At 41.8% G+C, this 24,202-nt stretch carries 25 protein-coding genes; all 25 read right to left on the bottom strand.

The features are described from left to right. The 25 genes from ABZR88_RS14390 to ABZR88_RS14270 all read right to left on the bottom strand — a co-directional run bounded on the left by ABZR88_RS14390 (window position 1) and on the right by ABZR88_RS14270 (window position 24,096). Complete coding sequence (locus ABZR88_RS14390) at window positions 1–1,566, bottom strand: hypothetical protein (protein WP_107826665.1); 1,566 nt, start codon at window positions 1,564–1,566, stop codon at window positions 1–3. Next, window positions 1,566–2,123 carry a WcaF family extracellular polysaccharide biosynthesis acetyltransferase gene (locus tag ABZR88_RS14385; protein WP_107826666.1) on the bottom strand — a complete coding sequence of 186 codons (558 nt, stop codon included), beginning with the start codon at window positions 2,121–2,123 and terminating at the stop codon, window positions 1,566–1,568. The genes ABZR88_RS14390 and ABZR88_RS14385 overlap by 1 nt, the downstream gene beginning before the upstream one ends. Beyond that, complete coding sequence (xrtY, locus tag ABZR88_RS14380) at window positions 2,110–2,673, bottom strand: exosortase Y (RefSeq protein ID WP_107826667.1); 564 nt, start codon at window positions 2,671–2,673, stop codon at window positions 2,110–2,112. The genes ABZR88_RS14385 and xrtY overlap by 14 nt, the downstream gene beginning before the upstream one ends. Next, a complete protein-coding gene (locus ABZR88_RS14375) occupies window positions 2,660–3,520 on the bottom strand; it encodes a glycosyltransferase family 2 protein (protein WP_107826668.1) in 861 nt (286 codons plus the stop codon). The genes xrtY and ABZR88_RS14375 overlap by 14 nt, the downstream gene beginning before the upstream one ends. Further along, a complete protein-coding gene (locus ABZR88_RS14370; protein WP_107826669.1) occupies window positions 3,513–4,658 on the bottom strand; it encodes an XrtY-associated glycosyltransferase XYAG1 in 1,146 nt (381 codons plus the stop codon). Before ABZR88_RS14370 ends, ABZR88_RS14375 begins: the two co-directional genes overlap by 8 nt. Further along, window positions 4,639–6,060, bottom strand: a complete 1,422-nt coding sequence (locus tag ABZR88_RS14365) for an exosortase Y-associated Wzy-like protein (RefSeq protein WP_107826670.1) — start codon at window positions 6,058–6,060, stop codon at window positions 4,639–4,641. Before ABZR88_RS14365 ends, ABZR88_RS14370 begins: the two co-directional genes overlap by 20 nt. 38 nt (window positions 6,061–6,098) lie before the next feature. After that, the gene (locus ABZR88_RS14360; RefSeq protein ID WP_107826671.1) at window positions 6,099–7,253 is read right to left on the bottom strand and encodes a glycosyltransferase family 4 protein; all 1,155 of its coding nucleotides are present in this window, start codon (window positions 7,251–7,253) and stop codon (window positions 6,099–6,101) included. Beyond that, on the bottom strand, window positions 7,246–8,526 hold the full coding sequence (locus ABZR88_RS14355; RefSeq protein WP_245916990.1) for a glycosyltransferase: 1,281 nt from the start codon (window positions 8,524–8,526) through the stop codon (window positions 7,246–7,248). Before ABZR88_RS14355 ends, ABZR88_RS14360 begins: the two co-directional genes overlap by 8 nt. A gap of 5 nt (window positions 8,527–8,531) precedes the next feature. Continuing rightward, complete coding sequence (locus ABZR88_RS14350) at window positions 8,532–9,497, bottom strand: hypothetical protein (protein ID WP_146166451.1); 966 nt, start codon at window positions 9,495–9,497, stop codon at window positions 8,532–8,534. Then, the gene (locus ABZR88_RS14345; RefSeq protein ID WP_107826673.1) at window positions 9,481–10,683 is read right to left on the bottom strand and encodes a glycosyltransferase; all 1,203 of its coding nucleotides are present in this window, start codon (window positions 10,681–10,683) and stop codon (window positions 9,481–9,483) included. The genes ABZR88_RS14350 and ABZR88_RS14345 overlap by 17 nt, the downstream gene beginning before the upstream one ends. Further along, entirely contained in the window at window positions 10,680–11,660 is a 981-nt protein-coding gene (locus tag ABZR88_RS14340) for a glycosyltransferase family 2 protein (protein ID WP_107826674.1), read from the bottom strand. The genes ABZR88_RS14345 and ABZR88_RS14340 overlap by 4 nt, the downstream gene beginning before the upstream one ends. Further along, window positions 11,654–12,604, bottom strand: a complete 951-nt coding sequence (locus ABZR88_RS14335) for a glycosyltransferase family 2 protein (protein ID WP_107826675.1) — start codon at window positions 12,602–12,604, stop codon at window positions 11,654–11,656. The genes ABZR88_RS14340 and ABZR88_RS14335 overlap by 7 nt, the downstream gene beginning before the upstream one ends. Next, window positions 12,605–13,405: a glycosyltransferase gene (locus ABZR88_RS14330; RefSeq protein WP_107826676.1), complete on the bottom strand. Its 801-nt coding sequence runs from the start codon at window positions 13,403–13,405 to the stop codon at window positions 12,605–12,607. Continuing rightward, window positions 13,381–14,307: a glycosyl transferase gene (locus ABZR88_RS14325; RefSeq protein WP_107826677.1), complete on the bottom strand. Its 927-nt coding sequence runs from the start codon at window positions 14,305–14,307 to the stop codon at window positions 13,381–13,383. The genes ABZR88_RS14330 and ABZR88_RS14325 overlap by 25 nt, the downstream gene beginning before the upstream one ends. A 1-nt stretch (window position 14,308) precedes the next feature. Further along, the gene (locus ABZR88_RS14320) at window positions 14,309–15,220 is read right to left on the bottom strand and encodes a glycosyltransferase (RefSeq protein WP_107826678.1); all 912 of its coding nucleotides are present in this window, start codon (window positions 15,218–15,220) and stop codon (window positions 14,309–14,311) included. Beyond that, window positions 15,217–15,750 carry a DapH/DapD/GlmU-related protein gene (locus tag ABZR88_RS14315; RefSeq protein WP_107826679.1) on the bottom strand — a complete coding sequence of 178 codons (534 nt, stop codon included), beginning with the start codon at window positions 15,748–15,750 and terminating at the stop codon, window positions 15,217–15,219. The genes ABZR88_RS14320 and ABZR88_RS14315 overlap by 4 nt, the downstream gene beginning before the upstream one ends. After that, window positions 15,743–16,489, bottom strand: a complete 747-nt coding sequence (locus tag ABZR88_RS14310; RefSeq protein ID WP_369434696.1) for a DUF563 domain-containing protein — start codon at window positions 16,487–16,489, stop codon at window positions 15,743–15,745. The genes ABZR88_RS14315 and ABZR88_RS14310 overlap by 8 nt, the downstream gene beginning before the upstream one ends. Window positions 16,490–17,026: 537 nt before the next feature. Further along, a complete protein-coding gene (locus tag ABZR88_RS14305) occupies window positions 17,027–17,962 on the bottom strand; it encodes a glycosyltransferase family 2 protein (protein ID WP_107826681.1) in 936 nt (311 codons plus the stop codon). Between the two features lie 120 nt (window positions 17,963–18,082). Then, window positions 18,083–19,009 (bottom strand): glycosyltransferase family 2 protein, encoded by a 927-nt coding sequence (locus ABZR88_RS14300; RefSeq protein ID WP_107826682.1) that lies wholly within the window; start codon window positions 19,007–19,009, stop codon window positions 18,083–18,085. Further along, window positions 18,981–19,763, bottom strand: coding sequence for a DUF5672 family protein (locus tag ABZR88_RS14295; RefSeq protein ID WP_146166452.1), 783 nt, complete (start codon window positions 19,761–19,763; stop codon window positions 18,981–18,983). The genes ABZR88_RS14300 and ABZR88_RS14295 overlap by 29 nt, the downstream gene beginning before the upstream one ends. A 37-nt stretch (window positions 19,764–19,800) precedes the next feature. Continuing rightward, window positions 19,801–20,718, bottom strand: a complete 918-nt coding sequence (locus tag ABZR88_RS14290) for a nucleotide-diphospho-sugar transferase (RefSeq protein WP_107826684.1) — start codon at window positions 20,716–20,718, stop codon at window positions 19,801–19,803. Then, window positions 20,718–21,545, bottom strand: coding sequence for a glycosyltransferase family 2 protein (locus ABZR88_RS14285; protein WP_107826685.1), 828 nt, complete (start codon window positions 21,543–21,545; stop codon window positions 20,718–20,720). Before ABZR88_RS14285 ends, ABZR88_RS14290 begins: the two co-directional genes overlap by 1 nt. Further along, a complete protein-coding gene (locus tag ABZR88_RS14280) occupies window positions 21,535–22,407 on the bottom strand; it encodes a glycosyltransferase family 2 protein (RefSeq protein WP_107826686.1) in 873 nt (290 codons plus the stop codon). The genes ABZR88_RS14285 and ABZR88_RS14280 overlap by 11 nt, the downstream gene beginning before the upstream one ends. Next, window positions 22,400–23,329: a glycosyltransferase family 2 protein gene (locus ABZR88_RS14275; protein WP_107826687.1), complete on the bottom strand. Its 930-nt coding sequence runs from the start codon at window positions 23,327–23,329 to the stop codon at window positions 22,400–22,402. The genes ABZR88_RS14280 and ABZR88_RS14275 overlap by 8 nt, the downstream gene beginning before the upstream one ends. Next, window positions 23,314–24,096, bottom strand: coding sequence for an alpha-1,2-fucosyltransferase (locus ABZR88_RS14270; protein ID WP_245916974.1), 783 nt, complete (start codon window positions 24,094–24,096; stop codon window positions 23,314–23,316). The genes ABZR88_RS14275 and ABZR88_RS14270 overlap by 16 nt, the downstream gene beginning before the upstream one ends. Window positions 24,097–24,202 lie beyond the last annotated feature (106 nt).

Below are 24,202 nucleotides of genomic sequence, written 5' to 3'. Positions count from 1 at the left end.
CTATTCAGCCTGATAAATAACAGAGCTTTTACCGGGCATAATGATGGTAAAATTCTGGTAATCTACAAAAGCGCCCATTAGCTCATTGGCTTTGGTACCCATGTATGAGGCAGGCAACACCATAAACAGGGGCCCTGGGTGACCGGAATGATCATAATAATCATGATCAATGACCAGGTCATTGCCAATGGGGTTTAGGGAGATGATGTGGTTATGTTTTATTTCGAGGCCAATATCGGGACTTACAAAAACAAAGCGGGCGTTGGTGTGCTGCTCGTCCAGCCGGGTGATGTAGTTCAGCGTGGTTTGATCTATAAAAAGATGCGCCACACCGGTACTGCCGTGTGCGGTTTCAAACGCGTTGCGATGATAGCCTTTGCCAAAAAAGTAAACAGTAGTGCCCGCAATGAGCAGCCAGACCACGCCGAATGCCGCTTGTCCATTAATGGGTGCTTTCCCCAGCAGGGAAAAGATGCCGGGAATAATCATAATTCCCAAAATGCGGAAGTGCCGTGCCTCGTATGAAATATCAGCCTGAAGCAGAAACTGGCAGCAAAAGAAGAGGAAGGCTACGGCATATAAAATCCCCAAAAGCAGTTGGTAGTTTTTATGACGGACCTTTTTAAGGATGCCGATGAACAGGGCCAGACTCCCCACAGCTAACAGCAATAAAATGATGACCGTTAACTGCGGGTTGAAGATGGGTTTATCAGCATGAAAGATGAGGCCGTTGGTCAGGTCGTCAATAGAAAACCCGGCCAGTAGCGGGGATGCAATAGGGAAGGCAAAAGCTTCAAGTGTGACCTTTAAGCCCGCAGCGGCGGATGTTGGTGTTTCGCCTTTAGAAAGGTAACCAAAATAGATGATAGCTAACGACAGGATAGAAGGCACAGCCATGGCTATACCATTGAGCAGCCATCTAGTGAGATTTTTTCCGTTGGAGAGCCTGATCCACAAATAGATTAGTCCCGCCCCATAAAGCCAGATAAATGCCGATTTACAAAAGAAGCCGATAAGTCCCGAGAACAAAATGAATACCCCGAATTGCCAGTTGATTTTATTGATAGCCGTACAGCCCAGCAAGAACCAGCCCGTAAAAGCGAAGATGAGAATCTCGCCCCCATTGTAAAATACATAAGGGATAACATAAAATTGCTGGCAGGCAATAAAGAAAATGCTGAACGCTGCCTGCAAGGGGGTAAAACCAAGCTTTTTAAACAAGCGATAAAATCCCCACAGACCAATGAATGATCCTAGTGCTACCGTTACGGCTACCGCTCTGCCAATATTCAGCCCGAATAGTTTGATAAACAGATACGGCACCAGGTATTGTCCCGGCGACCACCACGCCAAAAAGTAGTGCAGACTTTTAGAAATATCTTCCTGATCTGGCCGTGGTAAAATATTAAACTCGCCACCCATACGCATGTTGCGCAGCACCTGAAAGCCGTAGGCCGTATCAGGATAAAGCGCCGGCGGATGTATAAAAGTGAGCACACTTATCAAAAACGTAAGCAGCGCAGTTATAGCGAGGATAGGTTTGTGAAGGCTCTTTAAGTCTGGCATTAATTGTTCTCCATTACCCGGGGCCGTATTTTAATGGCCGGGTTGCCCTGGTAAATGCTGTAGGCATCCAGGTTTTTGTTGGCAATAGATCCGGCGGTAAGCACCGCATGTGTTTGCGCAGTAATGCCTTGATTGATGATGGCACCGGCGCCTATCCACACACCATCGGCCAGTGTTACGGGTCCGGTGATCAGATCAAACGTTGTTTTTTTATAATTATGGCTACCGGTAAGTACCAACGCGTTTTGCGACAGGCACACGTTGGCGCCAATACTTACCTTTACCAGGCTGTCTATCCAAACGCCTTCGCCTATCCAAGTGTTTGCGCCAATTTGCAAATTCCACGGATATTTAATGTTTACGCAGGGTTTGATGACTACACCGCCCGCTACCTTTGCACCAAAAAGACGAAGCAGCCAACGCTTTAAACCGCTGAAGGGCAATAGCGAACTCTTGAAAACAGCAACATTAACCACATACCAAAATGCCCTTTTAAGCGCATTGCCGCCGGGATGAAACGGTGAGTTGTTATAAAGTGAGAGATTAGTTTGCTGCATTGGCGTTGGTTGAATTGCTGCGCATCCAAAAATAAAGGCCCGCAATTACTACAAGATATACTACTATATCAAAAATAGTATGCTGATCTGTAAAGTAGTTGGCCGCTCTGTGCCAGTATAACGCCAGCAAGACTATCCGGATAACGTTGAGCAGTTGAATGGTAATTAAACCGCAGATAAGGAACAGTAGTTTTTGACGCAGTGGTTTAGGAAAAGCAATTACAAAAGCCGTAAAAAAGGACATTACGCCCAACCCCAGGCATTTATAGTTAAGAAGCAACCGGGCATGGCCGGCCACAAGTAGTTGGCTCTCGTTAATCACCGTAGTGTGCCCCATTAGCACCAAAAAGAATCTGGATGCATGCAATAATAACCAGCGCAAACCATAAACAATATTCAAATAATCGGCCACCAGCTGGCTATAGTTGTTGCCGGGCAGGCTTAACCCATATAGCGCAAGGCAAGTAAGATCAAAAAGTACAAAGAGCGATATGAAGATTGCCGCGAAGCGTACAGCAGGATCTTGCCACAGTTGCTTAATCCCTTTCATCAGTCTTTTTTAATAACTCGTCTATTTTGACGTCAACAATCAATCTGAACCAGTAGGCCTGCAAAAAATGGAAGATAAACCCGGTGCGGCCATCCAGAAACCCGAAGCGGAAAAAGTAGCGATAAATGAAATAAACAGTAGGGCGCGAATAGCGCGGCATTTTCCACCACAGATTTTTTAGCCAGGCCGTGCGTTCGTCGGGCGAGCCCCAGAGCCTGGGTTTAATAGTTTGATTGCGTAGTTGTTGCATTCGTTCTATTTCCTCCTGCGCCACTAAATCGCTGTAACGGTTATGCTTTTCAATCCAAAAACGGATGTTGTTCTCTTTCAGATTTTCTTCCAGCAAATGTGCGTGCTTCCAGATCACGGTTTTGCCGGGAACGATGAAACGATGATCCATATTCTCGTTCAGATCAGAATAGCCGATGCCCTTTCTGAACATTTTGAGTAGATAGAACGGGTACAGGCCGCCATGTTTGATCCATTTGCCCTTAAAAAAGTTTTTACGACTGAAGTAGATACCATTGATATCCGCATAATTCTGGTTTTTAAACTGCTGTAGTTTTAACCTTAGTTCTGGTGTAACAATCTGGTCGGCATCAAGGCAAATCAGCCAGGGCGTATTAATGGCAAAAGTATTAAGCGCATAATGCCATTGCTTAGGATGATTCTCAAATGAATGCTGTTCTACCACGGCGCCGGCGGCCTTTGCTATAGCCACCGTTTCATCGGTACTGCCCGAGTCAAGTACATACAGCGGGGCGTTCAGATCCTTAATAGATTGAAGCAGCCTCGGCAGGTGTATTGCCTCGTTATAAGTAAGTATGATGAACGAAAAATCAGCCATTGTTGCTCAATCCTATAGTTTTATGATAAAGATCTATGTATTGCGATGTTAGTCGTTTATCGTCAAAATCGGCACGAATCGTTTGTGGCGCGTTTGTGGCAATGTCATTTAATTTTTCAGGATTATTTGCCAGCAAGTTAATCTGTTGGGCTAATGAAAGTTCATCGGTGTCACAAATCAGACCTAGCTGTTTGTTTGCTACGTAATCTGCCAGGCCTACGGTTTTACTAACTATTACTGCTGTCCCCACACTCAGGCTTTCTATCACAACATTGGCAAAGTTTTCATCCTGCGAGGGAAGCACCATGATATCGTGATCTGCCATCACCTCAAATTTATCATCCTTACGAAAGCCTATCCAATTGATGCGATCTGCAACACCTAAGGTGTTACTTAGCGTTTTCAAACTTTCGATATAGCTATCATCGCCGTTACCGGCAAATGTAAGCATGCAAGGTAAGCTGACGTGTGGCAGCGCTTTTATGATTAAGTCAGGATTCTTTTTAGGATCGATGCGCGAAAAATAAAGCAGGCGCAGCGGTCTGTCTTCAGATGTTTTTTTGTTGGGGATTTCTGCAGGCAGCGCAACAAAATTAGGGATGATTACATAACCGCGCGGCGCTGCAACAGTTTGCAAATTTTGCTGCTCCATTGCTGCTGTAGTATGGATTATGGTACGTTTAAGCAAACGTTGGGCAATCAGTTGATGGAAAAGAGATTTAACCAAGCTGTTGCGGTGCTGAAAGGTGTAACAACTTAAAGTTCCTCGCGGAGAAACCACTACCGGCACCCTGCGCAGTAACGCTACCAAAGCCGAGAACATAGATACAAGGTTCCACCAGGCGTGTATATGTACTACATCAAACTGTTTAACGGTTTGCCATAGATGCCGTAAAAGCGCCGGCGAAAAATGGGAATGATCGCCGGTAATGCGTTTAAAATAATGAACCTTTACACCATCAACAGATTGTGCGCCCGGGGCAAAATCACCTTTACCTTTACCGTTAGCGGTAGTGGTATAAACTTCGGTATCAATACCGGCTTTTAACAGAGCTTCGCTCAGTGCCGCTACAGACATGGTTGGGCCGCCGTAAATGAACGCGGGCTTGTAGGACGCATTAATCTGTAGTATCTTCAATGGCTTGCAGTATATCTTTTTTACGCAAATAGCGTGCAATCAGCAACATGCTTACGTAGCTCCAGAAAACGTTATTAAGTATAAATTCAAAGCTCAAGCCCCGCCAAAATATCTGGAATAAGCCCGAAAACATGAGCGCCGTACCTAAAAGATAGCCGCCAAATAGTTGTTCGGCCTTTTGAGATATAAATTGTGCTGCAGCGCCATAAAGAAACAAGGAGATAAAAATGCCTAACACGCCACCAGAAAGATAGCCGTCTACAATATAAGCCGGTTTGGCCGATACGTTTGAGCCCCTGTTAATTACGCCGGCATTGTACACGCGTTCCATTACGAGTGCTTCTGTACTTGGTTTTGATGGCCAAAATACACGCGGCACCAGCACGATGAACGATTGCTTTACCAGATCAAGATTATAATACGGAATTTTATCTGGTGTTGACTCTAGGTAACTGGTAAACATATCTATTTCACTTAAACGGTATACCAGAAAAGTCCAGTTAGTATTGTTTAAAGTCTCCGAGTCTTGATTAAGTGCGGCATCAATTGCCAGTTCTCGTGCATCATTGCTATCTACATCGCCAGACCATGCATTTTGCCTAAATACTGCTGCGTATGTAGGCAATAACACAAACAATAGTAGCAGGGCTGGTATAAAGGTAATTATTACTGCTTTTTTATAGGTTGGATACAAAAAAATACCCAGCACCATTACGCTGATAATGATAGGTTCTTTAAAGCCTGATACTAATGATGTGTAAAAGTTAAATGCGTATAAAAGAGAACATATGGTTGTATTAATTGCCTTTTTCTCTGGTATGGCGAATGCCAGGGCTAGTGTACAGGCAATAAAGCTTAATGAGTTGAATTGGTTGGCAAATTGTGAAAGCCCCGGAAGTTTTAAAAACAGGATAGATGCAGGGTAAGTAATTAATGCTGCTTTAAAAAGTAACTGAGTTATGTTTTCTACTTCTACACGTACTTTTTGCTTTATTGGGTAGCGCATAGTAGACACTATGCCGGTAACAAATGCTGCGTGAGCCAGGCAATAATAGCGTTGACATTGGGCTATCAACTCAATTTTATGCTGATCTAAAATTACAAAAGGCATTTTATGAAAATTATCATACCCCAGCGCATCCAGAAAATAGAAGATAGAAGTGCAGCACATATATCCGGCAAAAATGATATGTACTAGTAATATTGGCCGCATTAGTTGCTCGGCCAGTGGCCGGTCATCAGGCAGCGGCACCAGTATGCCTGTAAAAGTGATAAAGAATATAAAAAAAGAGCCGAGCCAGGCAATAAGATAGGAGGTTGCTGGGCTGGAACTACATAATAAAGCCAAGCCCCATGGCATATACAGAAATATAATACGTTCTAACGACTGGCGCTTTTGCATTTTAATTGTTGATAAAGAATTGGCTGGCTGGTAGTTTTCTAAGTTTCACTGTTGAGTTTATTTTCAATGGCGATAGCTATTTGTTCAAAATTCCAGGCTGCAATTTTTTGTGCGGATGCCTGTCCGCATTGCTGTAGTTTGGCCTTATCAGCAGTTAAATAATTAAGTGCGGCCACAAGTTTATCAACGTCGCCGCTTTTAAAGATAATGCCATTGCTGTCGTCTACCAGATCCGGCGCACAACCACATTTGTCTGATACGATGACAGGCCTGCCACAGGCCATTGCCTCGTTAACGGCCAAACCCCAGCTTTCACCCGGTCCGCCTGACGGAAGGCAAAAGACATCGGCCGACTGGTAAACCGCAGGCATTTTGGTCTGATTTTGAAAATCAATAAAATGCACTCTGGGGTTACCTTTAGCGCGATGCTTTAACATCGTTTCAAGCTCGCCGTTTCCAATAAATAACAGATGTGCCTGGTCCGCATTCAATTTATTAAAAGCATCAAGTAACAATAACGGTGATTTTTTGGCTTCCAGCTTACCTGCAAAAAGCACTAAGATATCATTGTTTTTAATGTTGAGACCTAGGCGTAGATTTATTACTTCATCGAACCGATCTGTCGCAAAGCGCCGATTATCAACAGCGTGTGGCGCAAACGACAGCTGATGGTCTTTTAGGCCATATTTACTAAAGTAAGCCTTATTGTTGATGCCGGTATAAAAAGCAGTGTCAACATGGCTGTAAACCCATTTAAGGTATATTGATCTGATGAGTTGTTTTAAGCCTGCCCGCTCATCAAGCAGTGTAGAGTCGCCTCTGAAATAGACTGGCAATTTACTCTTGAAATATCTCAGAACCTTTAGGTGGCTTTGATAAGCCCACCCGAAAACCAAAATAGCATCAGGCTGATAATTCTCTATCTGTGCAATGAGGTCTGGAGTAATGATTCCTTTAAAATGATGCGACCCTGGTTGGGCTGATGTATTGCGTGCCCACTCGTAATCATAACCGGTTAGTAAAGGCAAATCCCAGGTGATTTTTTTGCCAAAGCCCGGGTCATGTTTATTGTTAGATTGATCGCCCCATGTGTAAAATACCTTGATTGCAATCTGTCTGCGCTGCGTAAGTAATTCAAATACCGGGGCGTAGTATTGAATGGGGTGCGTAACAACTATGGCCAGTTTACGCATCGGCAGGCTGAATGGAATTAATTACGTTGTCAAAAAGCAGACATTGACGATGCGTCATTTCCCTTGCTGAGTATTGATGCATAGCCGTAGCATTGTAAACAGGTTGCGGCAGGTTGCCGGATGCCAGGCGCTGGAAAAAATCAATTAATTGGCCGCTATCAACATCTGTATAGTTGTAGCTATTATACACACCATACTCTTTTAATACATTAAGCGCAGGACTGGCCGCATTGAACATGGTAAGCAGTGGTTTGCCGGTAAGCAGGTAAGGGTAAAGTTTTGACGCTGTATACCGCGGATCGTCAGACCCTGGAATAAAAAGGGCATCAGCCTTCAGTAAAGTACAAAGAGTGTGATAATAGCTAATGCGGTCGGTTCGTTCGGTAACATAGGTCGCTACACCTAACGCTGCAGCCAGCGGAGCGATGGTTGGCACGCCCGTGCCCGCAGCCGCGTAACTGGTACCTATAAAGTAAAAATGAATACGGCTAATATCCGGATTGGCGAGTAAGGCTTTTTTAAATGCGGAAAATACAGGTGTTATAGCAGCTCGCATGTCTGCACCGCCGCGACCAACGTAAACAAGGTTAATCGTATTTTCATTTAACAGTGATGGAAAATCAGCCTGATGTTTCAGCGCGATATCCATATCGGGCCCAAATGCGCCAAATGTAATAGTTGCTGCCGGAACATTTTTTAGACAAGGATAGCGATTTTGAAGTGTTGCAATATAGTCTTCAGAAACGCTTATCACGCCATCGGCCAATCGCATTGCTCTGGGTTCAAGGTATTTGTTAAGACGATAAGAAAACCAAAATTTGGTCGGGCGCTGATGTTTAGGCTTATCCCGGTAATAATCTGAGTGCCACGGGTCTTGCATGTCAATTACGTAGGGAATCTTAAACTTTCTTTTCCAGTATGCACCCAAAATACAAACCGGGAATTGTGTGGTAGAAAAGTAGATCAGATCAAAGTGCCGAGTTCGTAATAGTTTATCTACAGGGCGTTTATAAAACCATAACGATCGCAGGGCTATGCTGCCCAAGCCAATTTTAGAGGTTAGCTTTTTGGGCAAGGCCCTTACGTAGTGAATTTTAGTTTGAAGGGGGATGGTTTTTAAAAGTAGTTCATCCTCAGAAAGATCGCTGTATTTCGGATCAACAGTAACTACTTCGACCTCCCATCCAAAATCTTTAAAATAGGGCAAGCTCATACGTATGCGTTGCATATCTGCCGCATTTACCGGAGGAAAATAGGGCGATATAATGAGCACACGTTTCAAATTCTGAACAAACGTTTATACCAGCGATTATAGCGCAGTTTTTCGCGCGCTTCGGTCCAATCGCAAACTTCATCTACTATATCATAGAATCCTAATTGCGCTTGTGGAAGATCGTTCTGCTCAACCTTGCGGATAATCTCTGGCAGATCGTTATAAAACTTTTCGCTGCGATAGGGGGGGTGGAGCGACCACAAGCCTTTGCCCGTCCCTAAAAAGTCTATACGTTTAAGTTGATGGCGCTGCATGTAGGCAGAGACGATGTGCTCCGGCAGATCAGCCGGTGGATTACCTTCCAGTTTTGCCTTTAGTTGATTACGCAACGAAGGCGATTGAAACGTTAGTTTATGGGTGCTAAACCTGCTTTTATCCATCATAAATATGCGCGTACTCATGGTGTTAAAAACATAAGTATATGCTGCCGGTTTGCTTTGCTGAGTTTGCCCAACCAATACATCATCAGGATGAGGAGGCCCAGGTAGCGGCGAAACGGTAAAGCAACTAGGGGTGTTGAGCAAGGTTTCAGTAGCTTCTGCAATCCAGGTGTTGTTGTGTCCCCCTAATAAAATATCGGCATCCAGATGGAGGATAACGTTATTGCGGGCGGCATGAAGCCCAAAGAAATAAACATAAAACGGTCCGCCGCGAAAATCCTTGTCGGGTATGTTATTGCCCTCAAAAAAGTAATTGGCCACCTGCTTTTTAGCGGCCGGGGAGTAATCGACAGGTACAATGGTTACAGGGTAGTTTTGGGCTAGATCACTTAGAAACAGGTTAAGGTGATCTGCATATTGTTGCCAGCCCTCTGCAAAGCGGCCCTTGCCGCGACGGGTATCAACAACTAAAAGTATTTCGTCTACCTGGCTGGCCAATGCGTTGAGCTGGTGAGGCAAAGAGTGCCGGGCCAGCGGATAATCGCCGGGAGCCAGGTTAATTTGGAGTGTAACTTTATTTGCCGATGGCATTTTCAACCAGTGCTACCAGTTTTTTTGATTCATTTTCCCAGTTAAAGAACTCCGCCGCCTGTAGTGCCCTTTGGCGTGCTGCCTGTAGCGCATCGGCATTATTTAGCCAGGAGGCCAACCCCGGAGCATCGGCTTCTGACATTCCATGTTCCAGCATGTAGCCCGGGGTATAGCTTTCAAAAGCTTCCAGTTGCCCTACCGTGGCCGACGCAATAACCGGCAAACCCGATTGGATATACTGGAAAAACTTATTGGTGATGGTATAATTACGGCTTGGCGGTTCATCCATCTCAAGCGCCAAGCCGATGTCAAACTGAGCTATTACTCCCGGAAGCTGCTGTGTTGGTACCAACCCATGAAAATGGATGCTATGCTGTAAAGGTATAGCCCCCGTTAGCAGGGACTGATACCTGGTATCTGCAGCGCCAAGTAAATGCAGCTCTACCGGTGCATTGATGTAATGCAACAAAGCAATAAATTGCTCCAGTCCGCGGCCAGGCCCTATAGTTTGTGAAAACCAGAATAGCTTAAGCGGTGTATTGAAAGTTTTTTCGCCGCCCGGTATATTGGGTTTGGGAAACACATTGTAAAGCACAGCGGGCTGTGGGCTTTGGTATACCACTGACAGCTTTTTAGCTAAAGTAATTGAGGTAGTGGTACAGTATGTACCATTGTGTAATACGTACTGCTCTGCCGCCTTTAACAAGTGTATTGGGCGCTTCTTTTGTGTTTCGGGCAGTAGATCTTCGGCATACCAATCTTCCAGATCGAAGGCTGTTTTTTTGCCTTTTTTTAATAGCCATGTGCCGATGCAGGTAGGTAGTTCCTGATGACAGATAAAAAGATCGGCCTGTATTTGCCTGCTCATTTTTTTTAATCTTTTGGCGCCATAGCCTAAACTCAGGGTGCTTTCTACACCGAAATATTGTTGTAGAAAGACCATCGTTTTACGAATCAACCTGTCTTTAAAAGTCCGGAAATTTTTTTTGCGCAGGTCGCTATAGAAAAGGCAGGTCACGCCACTGTTTTTTAGCAGTTGTTTATCCTCATTCAATAAATCGTGGCTGTAAATGGCAGTAAGTATAGTTACCTGGTAACCTTCTTGTTGTAGCGCCAGGCATTCTTTGAGTACACGCGGATTGCGGCTGAGGTGCGATTGTGAGATAATACAAATACTTTTTCTCAAATGCCTGTAAAGTATGTATGTTCAAGAAGAAAGGTCCACTGCGTCGGATAATTATAAGAAGCGTTAACTATTTTAAACCAGCGTATGGGGTTTCTTAGTATTGTAAGCAAATACCTGAACTTATTAGCAGTCGACACGTATTTTAATAATGGCGATGCTTGTTTTATTGCCAAAGCGGTGTTTATAAGTGTTGTTTGGTATGGTGAATTATTTGCTGATTGTTCCCACAAGCGGGCGGCAAACTTTTGGCTATCAGCAAAATTCAACAATTGAAATACTGAAGCAATTAATAATACCTGGTATGCCCCCCAAACCGCGGTATCTTTGGATCGATGTGAAACGAGTGTTCTTGCATAATTTGCCAATGGTGTATTGATCAGTAATATGGGGTGTGGCATCAATCTCTCTCTAAAATGTTCAGTTACGTCAACCGGTATATTGTTGGGCGTTATCCATTGAGCTGCATGCTGCGTTTTCCAGATCATTGAGCTATTGCAAATTTTTGCCGATCCACACTTATTGACAAGGTTATAGGTATAGAACTGCTGGCCCATAGTTTCAGGCCATATTGTTTGGCGGGTATCATGCCAACTACCATCTATTTGTTCAACCCATATATTTTCGTTGCATACAATAACTTCAACAGAGTTATCTGCCAGCATTGCCTCAATTCCTGTTTGCAAAAACGCAGGCTCCCACCAGTTATCATCTTCAAGTATACTGGCATAATCTTCATTACAAGCGGCAAATGCCAGGTTAAAGGTAGATGTAGCGCCAAGGTTTTGAGGGTGATTGATAACTACAAATCTGTCATCATTTAAGGACCGAATATATTCTGCAGGGAAATTGTCTTCAGGGTTATCATTGTGGAGTTCACACACCCAATTGGTAAAAGTTTGATTGAGTATACTGTTCACAGCTCTTGGCAAAAGCTGGTTACGGTTATATGTAAGCAAAAAAATACGACAAGTTACCATGCTAATAACAATGTTTTAATCTTTTTCGCTGCCCGCCAGCCAATAAAATATGATAGTAAACGAGAATATCCACCGGCGGGAAAAGTTAAATCCGAGCCACCGAGTTTTTCTATGTTTTGCTCGGCCAATTTAACTAAGTGACCCTGACGTGGATACAATTCATAAACAATGCTTTGCCACATGTTGGCACAACTTTTCTTTATTAATGTATTGTTAGGGTAATGGTTTAGTACAAGGGTGGTAGAAATTTTTACAGAATTAAAAAGTGACTGGTAGGCTTGCTGGTTTTTAGTGCCTGATAATCCGCTGACTCCTGATCGGTAATACAGCATGGCGTCAGAATTAAGGATGATTTTCTCTGTATTTAAAAAAACACGTGTAAAATACTCGAGGTCGTCATTTAAAGTCAAATCTTTGTTCCAGGAAACTGTTTCAATAAGTTTTCGGGGAATGAGTGCACGTCCCGGATTTGTCATAGGGTTGGCATTGTACCAGTATTGATTTATCCATTCTGTGAAGCTGATTTGGCCACTTGATATTTCGGCTGCCTTAAATGTATTTAGATCATTATTATAAAACCGCCCCCAGGCCGAGAGCACTACTGAATTATCTGCTCCATTTAATGCAAGTAATTGTTTGGTAATAAAATCCGGGGCCACCCAGTCGTCAGCATCAAAAAAAATAATGTTTTGTCCTTTTGACCTTTGAAAAGCAATGTTTCGTGCAGCCGAGGCTCCCCGGTTGGCATTAGTGATGACGTTTAGCCTGCTGTCTTTTATGCTTTCAACCAGTTTTAATGTGCCATCAGTAGAGCCATCGTTTACAACAATCAGTTCAATATTATTATATGTTTGCGCAAGCAGGCACTGTAGTGCTTGTGGAATAAATCCCTCACAATTATAAGCCGGTATACAAATGGAAACTAAGGTGCTGTTGTTTTTCAATCAGGAAATACCGTGTTTGCGTTTAAGTTTTTCAAAAAGCGATGAACTGCCGTAGGTGCCGTTTTTATCAAGATTACAATTCTTCCAAACCTCATTCCAAAAGTGCACTGTGTATGATGAATCTGATATCTTTCTACCGGGCATGGTGGCCGGTTTAAAAATCGGCCTTAGTTGTTCTTTAATTTTATTAGCGGGCGATAACTGCCCTAAAACCAATTCGCTTACGTTTTTCCAGGCTATAGGATTAAAAATCTGGTATGGAGAGACCTGCTCTTCCAAACCTAAATTTTTTATAGCCCGCTGAAATAGAAATGGACCGGCTAGTCCGAAATCCATGTTTTCTAAATCAATTTTTTTTATTTCATCTAAGCAATACTGAAGGAACGGATGCTGTTGAGGACATTTGAAAATGCAGTTATTAACTAATTGATCATATTCACCTTCGTAACTCGAGCAGATTACAAAATCGTTCTTAAAATCGAGTTTCTTTAGGCAAATCATATCCATATCTACCCACCATCCTCCATTTTTAAGAACCATCATTACTCTAAAAACATCGGCAAAGCCAGATACTGAGCCTTTTGCCCACCCGGCTTTGTAGCGAAATATAGAACTTGCCGGCATGATGTTGCTTGCATCGATAACTTGCGTTCGAGCGGGCGCATTCTTAATATCCTCATAAGCATATAAATGAAACTCATGCCCATGATCTAAAAAAGACTGGATACAAAGTTGTTCAACTTTTGAAAGCTGACCGCCAATCCATAACGATTGTACTATGGAATTGCTATCTGTTGCCATGCATGCTTGAAATAAAATTCTTTAGAAAGGTCGACATAATGATGCAAGATTTTTTGCTGTCCGTAAATAATGTTTTTATCCGGATTTACGATATAATCGTCGCCGCTTAAAACCAGGGCAGGCTGCTGGCCAATCAGCATAGCTGTAAGCGCTTGTTCGAGGTAATAGGATGGGCCCTCTTTTGCTTCCAACTCACTAGTCCAGCTTTCCAGATCCTGCCAATTAATGCTATTGCTGTTCAAACCTATAATCCCCACATTGATTAAGGTTGGTAAGTTGGTGCCACATAAACTTTTCATCAACTGGGTGGTGTAGCCATAACTTTCAACACAATCTACCATGTATATAGGAAATTGCGGATGTTTTAGCCAGTTTATCAATGCCTTAGGCTCGTGCCAGAAAAGCATATCAGAGTCCATTACCAGTTTCCACTCATTACCGGGAAGTGCATGTATGTCTGTAAGTTTTTTTAGGTGAGGATAAACCTTACGCTTATTACGCAGTGCCTGGAATTTTACGGCAGGTAATATTGTATTTAGATTTTGCTCGATGGTTTCCTGCATAATAATAGCAGCCCCGGGCAATTGGCGTTTTATCTGTTCTGTTATCTGGTGATTAAAAGTGCCGTCATCAACCAATATAAATTTAAACTGGGCAGTGGTTACCCGTACCAGCGATTGGATACAAAATAACGTTTGATACAAGTAGTTGCGGCCGGTTAAAAAATAGATAGGCAGGCCATCTGGATATGATTGAACAGGGGGTAGGTTTATGGCCATCTGCTGCATCTTGTTGCGGCCATGCAGCATGCGGCGATAGTTTAGATAGCCGCCAAACCGTGCATATCTTTTTAATGTTGACCTGGGGTACCGGTAAAGGATATTGATAATTTGCTGTAGCACGTTATAAATCAGCTAATGCTTCGGCCATGCCGCAATAGCCTTGCCATTTTATAAAGTTGGCTTTACCCACGTAAGCGCGTTGGGTAAACCACAGTTTTAACTTGCGTAAAGGTACAGACCAGCGCGATGTTTTCTTCCAAGGATTGATGCCGTGGATGTGCAATACCTTGATCCATGATTTAAAACTGTCTTTATTAAGCCTGGCCAGGTAGCGGTACTCTAAGCGATTGGCCGGGATAATATGATGCAATACCAATTGTGGGAAATAGCCAATCTCCCAACCGTCTTTCAATATATTTAACACCATATCGTTATCGCCACCAGAGCCAAGCGATTGCCCTTGTCGATCACTGATTAGTCTTGCTCCCTCATTGATATGACGGATGTAGTTTTTTAGGGCCGTCTTTCTGATAATCATACCGGCACCTATTGGTGCAAAGCCCGGATAACAGCCTTCCCATTTGCCGGTTACTGCTTCGTTGCCTAAGTCTCTTAATGCAAGATTGCCGTAAAAATCTTTAATCCACACAGGAGGCTCTGCCTTAAATTCAGGCAATGATTTGCCACCTGCAGCGCCCAGTGCCGGCCGGTTCTCCAACAGTTGCAGTGCATGCTGCAAATAATCAGCCGCTAAAATGTTATCGTCGTCTACCATTACCACTACATCTCCTTTAGCCTCCTCAAAACCTTTTATGCGGGCATAGGTAAGACCTTGATTAGGTTCTTTAACTATTGTGGCGTGCGGATGCCATTGTAAATCAACCTTAACAGCCGGGGTTGAATTGTTATCTATAATAATCAGTTCCCATTCTGATGACGGTAAACTTTGCACTTTTAGAGCCTGCAACGTTTGACCAAGAATATCTGCATCCGGATTATAGGTAGGTATGATAACAGATAGTTTAATACTCATTGCCTGTAAGCAGTTATCCGTGCCGGCACCCCCATTGCAACGGCATAAGGTGGTAAGTCTTTGGTCACAACTGCTCCGGCGCCAACCACACAGCCATCTCCTATGGTTACGCCACCTAAAATTTTAGCTCCTGCGCCAATCCATACATCATTGCCTATTTTAACCGGTAAAAGAATATCAGGCTGGGAGCGGATCAAGGTATCTTTACTTGGGATGGTATGGTTAGAGCTAACAATGCAGGTATGCATCGCAATCAGCGTATTTTGACCAATTTCCACACCGCCATGACCGTAGATGGTTACGTGCTCACCCAGAAAAGTGTTTTGATAAATGGTTACCTGACCGCCATATGCTTTGATGATGACGCCCCGGCACAACTCGCAATTATTATGAATGACAACGTGTCCTTTCCTGCCATTATAAAAGCCACGCGACAGAAAAACATTAGGTTTGATAATAATATGGCTGCGAAGATCTATACCGCGGGAGCGAAAGAAAATGCGAATGAATATGCCTGATAATCTACGCATTTTGTAATAGATTGGTTATTAGTTTTTTAGCCAGAGTTAAACCATAAACCTCATCATCTGCATTGTTGAAGTTTAAATAGGCAATTTCGTGCCTTAGTTTGCATAGTTCTGAGAGGCGGAAATAGCAGGGCTGAAAATAGGTGCCTTTATCATATAATTCTAAAACTTTAGTGCCCGTATTGCAGAATAATATATTGCTGAGTGAGGCCCCATGCGGTGCTATAACTATTTGGGCTGACCGGAACATTGCAATAGTTTGCTCAATAGACATGTCTTCTAACACAACAGAATTTATAGCCGGAAAAAGTGATAGTAATTTATCTTCCCATACTATATTTCTTGCTTGTACATTTTTGCGAGTGAGCCATAAAATACCGGATGGGTGCGTAAATGAGCAGGCAACCGGAACATTAAATAGTGATCTTAAAGCATAAATGCTCCAGGGGTTGATCTGTTGATCTGCAACAAGCCGATTGGTGAACAGTAATTGCTCCGCAACATAATGCCCCTGGTTTTCCATCCAGATCACTTTAGAGCTATCAACTTTTGCGAGTTGCAGCCATTTTAACTTCCAATTGGTTACCGGACCGTTAAATATAATCTGTTGCGCCTGTGAAATGAAAGGCTGGTATATGTATAGTTTCGTTATTGCTTCATAAAAAAAATGATAAAACCCGCCGTCGGCACCCACGGTTAAACAGGATAATGTTAATCCGGTTAACCGGGTTGGTTTAGGCAAGTGAAAAGCAGTAGTTAAGGGAGATATTCTTAGATCCGTTACCCAGTCTTTAGCCGACTCGTTGATAAAAGCGCGTTCTTTAATGTCATACACCAGTCCTAATTGACTCCAGACAGCAGCGTTACTAATGCTGTAAACAACCCGGTCTGGCTCTTTAAAGAGCCCGGTAGGCAAATAACGTGGTTGATTATTGATCGATCTGTGTAATGCTACATCAGGTTGCGACGATGGTGATTTCTGATAAGAAAATGTTGCGCCTTTTTGCTTTAGTAAGGTATAATTGAGTTGTTCGGGCCGGTTAACAGGTAAGCCGTTGGGCTCTTTATATAAATTTTTGAAATTTTCTAGTCTGTAAGGATTGTTTGTAAATAAGGCGATGATTATTCTTTTAAGTAAGAATTTTATAGTTGTAAATGTTGGTATAACGGGTCGGTCCTTCACCGGATTGTTTTTATATAAAAGATTTAGGTTAAGCTAACCATTTAACTCTAAAATGCTAATCACTATGTTTTTTGAGCCGGCAAAGGCGTAGATATTTTAATTATTTGATGCGCTATGATGTCTGAACGCATGCCGTAACTGTAACATGCGCAACCCTATTCGCACTCTCGCGGGCAAAATACGTTTAAGTACCTTCCATGGATAGTTTTTGCTTTGCGGTACTTTTACCCGGCAGTGTTCACTTAGTTGAAGGGCTTTCTTAGCCACATCTAATAGCCCGCACATAATTAGGCTGCTTGCAGTAATTTGTGCCTGTTGCCCAATGGCTTCTCTTACGGTTTTATCCGTAAAGTTATTATAATATTGTTGTAGCAGCTCAAAGCGCGTAACCCATCCTAACGACTGGTTGCTGCTTAACGAAGTTGAGTACCTGACAGATAGAGATAAAACTTCTTCTATTACCTTGAAGGTCACGCCGGCTTTTGAAGCCAGTTTTACATGCATATCGGCATCTTCCCAGATGCGCAGATTGGTGTTAAAGCCGCCCGTGTTAAGAAAAACACTTCGCCGGTATAAACCATTGATGCCACCAACGGGGTGCGAAATAATATATGGCAATGGGTTGTTGTTCAACTCCCGGTTAGAATATTTCCAACTTAAAATAATCTTTTCCAAATTGCTGTCGTACCAGTCGACATTACATAGTATAACATCATACTCAGTTTGTTGAAGTATTTCATAGCTTTTCTCAAGAAAGTCTGGTCGAAGCAGATCGTCTATATCATGAAAGTGGAGGTAATCCCCTGAGGCATGTTCCGCGAGCACATTTCGCGCGTAGCCCGGTCCGCGGTTACTATTACCTTTAATAACCTTATAACCTTTGGATGATAATATGTCTGTTGTATTGTCTGTACTGGCATCATCATAGAATAATATTTCATCAAAAGGCAAGATCAGCTCTGAGATGTTGCGTAAAAATCCTTCAATGAAACATTCGGCATTATAGCAAGGTACAAGCAGGCTAAATTTCATTAGATAATACGTTTAACTCGCTAATCGGCCTAATAAGATTGCCTTTATAAGTACCAGCCCCAAGGATGTGATTACCAGCAGAAACTTTTAAGTTTTTTGAAGAATTAACGAACAGCCGGTTCATTTCACTCCCCAGAACTTTTTGTAGAACCTATAAAGATGCATAATCCTATCCCAGTTATAGACGGGCCCGTGGGCATTTTTATCGCATATAAGTTTATGGTCTTTTTCCCACGCCGCACTCATAGCCGGGCTGGTTGTCTTATTCTCATCATGAATATTGGCTACAGACAAGGGCTTTTTAATCAGTTTGCGCAAATGCCCTTTAACTAAACGCTGCCAAAGTTCATAGTCGAGCGAACAATGGAGCTCTTCCCAAAGTGGTTGATGAATAGTGGCGCGCCAAAAACAAGATGGCTGTATAAGTGCAGGTATTCTTAAAAAATAGTCGAGCAGAGGAGGGGTTTGTATCAGGTGGTATTGTTGTGTGGCGACTTTAAAATTATAACCGTAACCATAAATGAAATCTACTTTTTTATTGAGAAATGTTTTAGCCACAGTGTGGAAAGTATCCTCAAGGTAAAAATCGTCGCTATTTATCCATGCATAATAATCGCCCGAGGCTATGCTAAACCCCATATTAATGGCATGGCTTTGTCCGTTATCTTTTTTGCTGTGCCAGTAACTTATCCATGGCGAATATTTCTCAAGTATCTCTACCGTATTGTCTGTACTTCCCCCGTCTATAATGATATATTCAAGATTGGGATAGTTTTGTAATAGTACCGATCGTATAGTTTGCTCCAGAAATTGCCCCTGATTATATGATGGGGTAACAATGGTGAGTTTGGGCCAGTTGTTACATTTGTCATATATGGCAGCATTGGTTTGTGCCGTCCAGGGCCAACCTTGTTTATCGACCAGGGGCGTTGGCAGTTGATCCAATAAACCGTTGGTGGTAACAGGTACTTCCAAGAAAGGTGGAGTTACGCCTTCTGCTTCAAATGCCGCACGGTATTCAGTTAGATCTGGCAGATTGATTGGCATTGGCAAATTCTGTTTTTAGACCTGGAATATATTTCTCCCAGAACTCCGGTTCATATTTATCAAAAGCATGGCAACCAAAAGGCAAACTGCCGTTAAGACTGGCTATTGCAGCCTGGGGATTGATCTCTACTGCAAACTTAAGAGCAATGTCTTCTGTTGGCAGTTTAAAGTATGGGGACAATAAATTACCTGCATATTTAAAAAAGCCATCTTCATTTAAATTTCCCCAGGCTTTAAGTTTTGAATGCATTAAACTCATCAACCCAAGACATTTGGTTACATGTCGCAATGAGAAGCCCCCATTACCCACGTTTTTTACAGTATAATTTGTTTTAAACAAGGCATTGATAATGTTGAGTACTTTAGAATAGCCTTTAAGAAACTGAATCTCTCCCGGACCATTTAAATGAGCAACTTGCGGGGCGCCAATGTAATGATAGCCCTGATGGCACCAATAACTCAGTTCGTCTTTAAAAACAAACGCATCCAATTGATGGATAAGGATATATCGGTAATTACTAAATCGTTTATAGAAGTTTTTAGAAAGTAATAGGCGGTTGTATCCGTTGACGTCTTTAAAATAGGCATCGTCAAAACTGTTGTAATTAAATGGAGTCTTGGGGGAGCAAAACTCGCAGTAACTGGCCGTATTTAATGATGCTGGTCCTACAAATTCAATAGGGTAATGGCCAAGCACAGACAAGCATTGGCGTAGACTGATTATTTCGTTATGGCTGGGTATATCTTTATACACCGGTATAACTACTGCTACGAACTGTGCGGACATGTCCCTAACTGAATACGTTTTTTATGCGGTTGATAACCGATTGAAACTTTCTGCGATAAATAACAGGAAGCGGATCAATAAGAATGTGAAAGCGCTCATAGGCGTCGGCCTGTTGATGCTGTTTTACTATTGCCGGATGAACGATGCCGGTTAACTCATATTGTAACATTTCAGCTTGTTTTGAAGCAGCATCAAAGGTATGAGTAGCGTGTACACCAAACCCAATATTGCTAATCATATTACGCCACGGAGTTATGCACAAACCGTTATTTTTCCATATCCAATACATCCACTGATAATCCCAAGCGTCGAGGCCTGTTTTTATAAGGTTCATGTTATATATCCACTTAATACGCTCGCGCTTATTAATAAAGGTGCGTGCAATGATTTCGGTAATAGCCGATTCATTTTCGTAATCCAATACAAAGTTGTACCGGCTCCAGGCACGTCGCCAACTGGCCCAACCCCATACATGAGGATATTTTGAAAAATAATAGGATGTAGTGTCTAGGGGGGCAGGTTGATAGCTGGTGCCGCAGATCATCATTACCTGTTCTGTATCACGATAACGTTGCAGTAAAACTGTGCAAAAGTCAAAGAAGCTTGGGTTGGCTACGCAATCATCTTCAAGGATAATGCCTTCTTCAACGTGACTAAAAAACCAAGTAATAGCATCAGCCGGCCCGGCACCACACCCCAGGTTTTTATCGCGGTAATGTGTTTTAATTTCGCAATCCCAATCCACGGCCTTAATGATGGCTTTGCAGGCAGCAATCTGTGCTTCATCATCCTGGTGGTCTGCTCGCGGTCCATCGGCCGCCACAAAGAGTTGTTTGGGCTTTTGCGCTCTGATAGCGTTAAATGTTACAGATGTTTGCTTCGGCCTGTTAAAAATGATGAATAGAACGGGTGTTTGCAACATTATCTTAGAGACTGAATTTTAAGTTTAACACATGCCAGCAAACAATACATGCGCTGCCATAAATTGAGTGGGGAGTTTTTTGATAAAGCAGCGCGTTGCAGGTACAAGCGCGAGTTAATGAACGGACGTGTAAAAATACGCCGTCCAAAATATTTCATCATCAACGCTCCGCGGTGCTGATGAAAGCGCTCATCATTATGTTGGGTGCTTTGGCCGCCAACAAAGAAATTGGCTACAATAACATCGGCATACTCAAAGGTGGCGTTGGCATAACACCTCATGTTAAAATCAAAATCAGCACTGGTTGGATAGGTTAGATCAAAGTTGCCGTTTTTTTGAAAAACGGTGTCCTTATAGAAAATAGCTTGATGACAAATATTACGGTCTATAAGTTTCTCTAATGTATATAAACCATCAAAAACAACGTTGTCCAGGTTCCACTGGTTTTTTCCGCGCATAATAACGTTTCCATATACAACCTCTGCGTTGGTAGACTCAATGTTTAGGGCAATGTTTGCTAGTGCGTGGTCGTTAAAAAAAGTATCGTCGCTGCCCAAAAAATAACGCCAATTTCCTTTAGATAAAGCTATTCCTTTGTTCATAGCATCATAGATGCCATGATCTGGCTCGCTGACTAAATGGATGTAATCGTATTCTTTTATATATGCCTGAATGATGTCTAGGGTGCCATCATTAGATGCTCCGTCAATAAACCAAACATCAAATGATTTGTATGTTTGGCTAATTATGCTTTGCAAGCAATTCTTTATTACGGCTTTTGCATTAAAGACGGGTATAATTACAGAGATTAAGGGGCTACTTTCCAATTATTGATTTTAAAGAAAAATTTACCAAACGAAGCTTATTCAATAAGCTCAGATAAAAAAAATGCCGCCGCCCGAGGTTCAGAAGCTTGTGCTTGTTTTTATATGGATAGTAACCCTCAAATATTTTATTATAGATATATTGTTTGGTCTGAAATTTTGAATAAAATTCGGCATGATCCTCCAGTAGGTATAACATGTTTATTCTATCAAACGTGGCGTTCATGCCCGATGTGGCTTTATTCCAATTATAGATAGGTTGGTTTAAGTAATGCCCGGTTAAGTTGTTAGCTAGTACCTTAAGCCAGAAGTCAACATCCTGAATGGAATGCGAGTATTTTTTAGAATAACCGCCCGCTTGTTTCCATGTGCTTTTTTTGCAGGGGCTTGTACCCAATAATTTCCAATCAGCTAATAATCTTTTGATGTTAATGTTTCTGCTCTCCCAATGTGTATTTAAGCTGATAAGAGTCGAAGTGCCTTCATCTGTTTCATTAACATAATAGTCGCCAAAAATGAAATCGCATTCTGGGTGATCAGTAAATGTCTGATAGATAATATCTAAAGTATTCGGCGGCAAAGTGTCATCTGCATCAAGAGGTACAACATATTCACTCTTGGCGTTAAGAAAACCAAGATTTCTTGAATTAGACAGACCAAGGTTTGCGGGACTTGATATGATTTTAAAACGTGTAAACCTTTGTAAAAGCTGCAATAGGCGAAGTGTTACCGTATCGTTCGAGCAATCGTCGACAATTAAAATTTCACAATTGTTAAATAGTTGATTTTGGTATAAAGAACGTAGCGCATTAAATATTAATGTTCCTTCATTATATACACATAGCACTATTGAAATTTTAAACATAGTTACGATTAAGCGCCGAAAGGAGTTTTATGAGCAGTCTTCTAAAAACCAGGTACTTTATACGTGAAGTGATATTAATTACAGGCGTCAATAGCCAATGATTTACGTTTTTTGAATATTGTACTATAACATCAACGGTTTGACTGTAATAAGTATTATCAAAAACAAGCCACTTAATCTTATCGATAATAGGTTTCTGTATATCTATTTTATTGTAGCGGTAAAAGATATCAATGTATGAACTAAATAAAGGGTCTTTTAAATTCTGGTTATTGAAAGTGGTTTGTTCCGGATGAATTCTGTAATAAAACAGTCGATTGGATAGTGACATGAATTGTTTATTCAAGCATAATAACGACATCCATAGATGATAATCTTCTGCATTTTGAATCTGCCGTAATTCACTGAAGCCATTAGCTTCATCCAGTGCTTTTTTTTTTATGAGCACTGAGAGGACAGGAATTTGGTTACAAGAGATAAAGGTATTTAAGTCTGAACGGTTCCAACAGTTTTTTACAATCACGTCCATATTTGAAACCTCTGTATCATTAAGCAGATAGCCTTGAGAAAATATCAAATCAATATGACTGTTTTGGTTTAAAACGTACATCTGGGCAGACAATCTATCTTTGGTCCAAAGATCATCGGCATCTAAAAAAGCGATGTAATCTCCATTACTTTTTTTTAAGCCCAGGTTTCGCGCTTTTCCTTGTTTGCCATTATCCTGGTAATAGTATTGAATCCGTTTATCTATCAGCTGTATTTCTTTTATTATCAAGGCTGTTCTATCTGTAGAACCATCATCAACTATTATCAGCTCCCAGTTGGAATAAGTTTGCCCAATAACACTTTTAATACTTGTCTCTATATACTTCTCTGCGTTATAGGCAGGCATGATAACAGAAATTAGACCTGTATCCATTCAGGTGGTATAATACTGCTTGGTTGATCTGCAAACCAGTTTTTTGGGGCGACGATGATCTTATCATTATTGGTATTAAGCCAGGCTCCCCACCAGCTAAAACTGCTATTGGCAATAATATTATGCTTGCAAAGGCTCATTAGATACATCTCTTCCCAGTTCTGCAGATTTTTCTCTGAAACCAGAATTGAGTTTTTAACAAAGGCAAGATTAGTTTTACACCAGTCCGGGTCGTCAGAAAAAACAAAATATTGCGGTTGCGCTATCTGGTCAGAAACAATCTTTATCGCTTCCTGATAGTATTGTACAGACAGCACTCCGTGAAAAGCGCTTGTGATTGGGTGTAAGTAATCGCCATGTCTTACATGTATGCTTACGGCGTTTTCGGTAGTTTTTATACGATCGGCAAATGACCGGCCGTCGCCCGATAGTTCAGGAAACTTAAACTTTTTTAAAAGCTCTATTCGGATATTTTTAAAATATCGTTCATCCTGAAAGTAGCCCTCCATATACACAATATGATAAGAAGGCAATTCATTTGCATTTACCTCCTCATAAATAATATGTATATCAAGAAGATACTTCTTTAAGGCTCTATAAATAAGATGGTTTTCTTTGATCAGTTTAATGATGATACTATTGGCAAATCTTTGCTTGATATTGCTGAAGATACTTAACTCATAATTGCGAGCTGTAAAGTTGGTGGTGGTTAAGTTGTATTTGTTTAAGAAAGAAAGGTCAAAATAAACTTTTTTGTTTTTACTCAAACTTAATGCAAATGCATACTGAAACATTTGGTTCCCTAACCCCCCTTGCAGCTTAACTATTATCAAGGTTATTTCTTATTAGATCAAAAAAATGATCTGAGTTATG

Origin of the sequence: Mucilaginibacter yixingensis, assembly GCF_041080815.1 — a bacterium.
Lineage (GTDB): Bacteria > Bacteroidota > Bacteroidia > Sphingobacteriales > Sphingobacteriaceae > Mucilaginibacter > Mucilaginibacter yixingensis.
The sequence above is the reverse complement of the archived record's forward strand: the minus strand, read 5'-3'. Positions and strand labels throughout refer to the sequence as shown.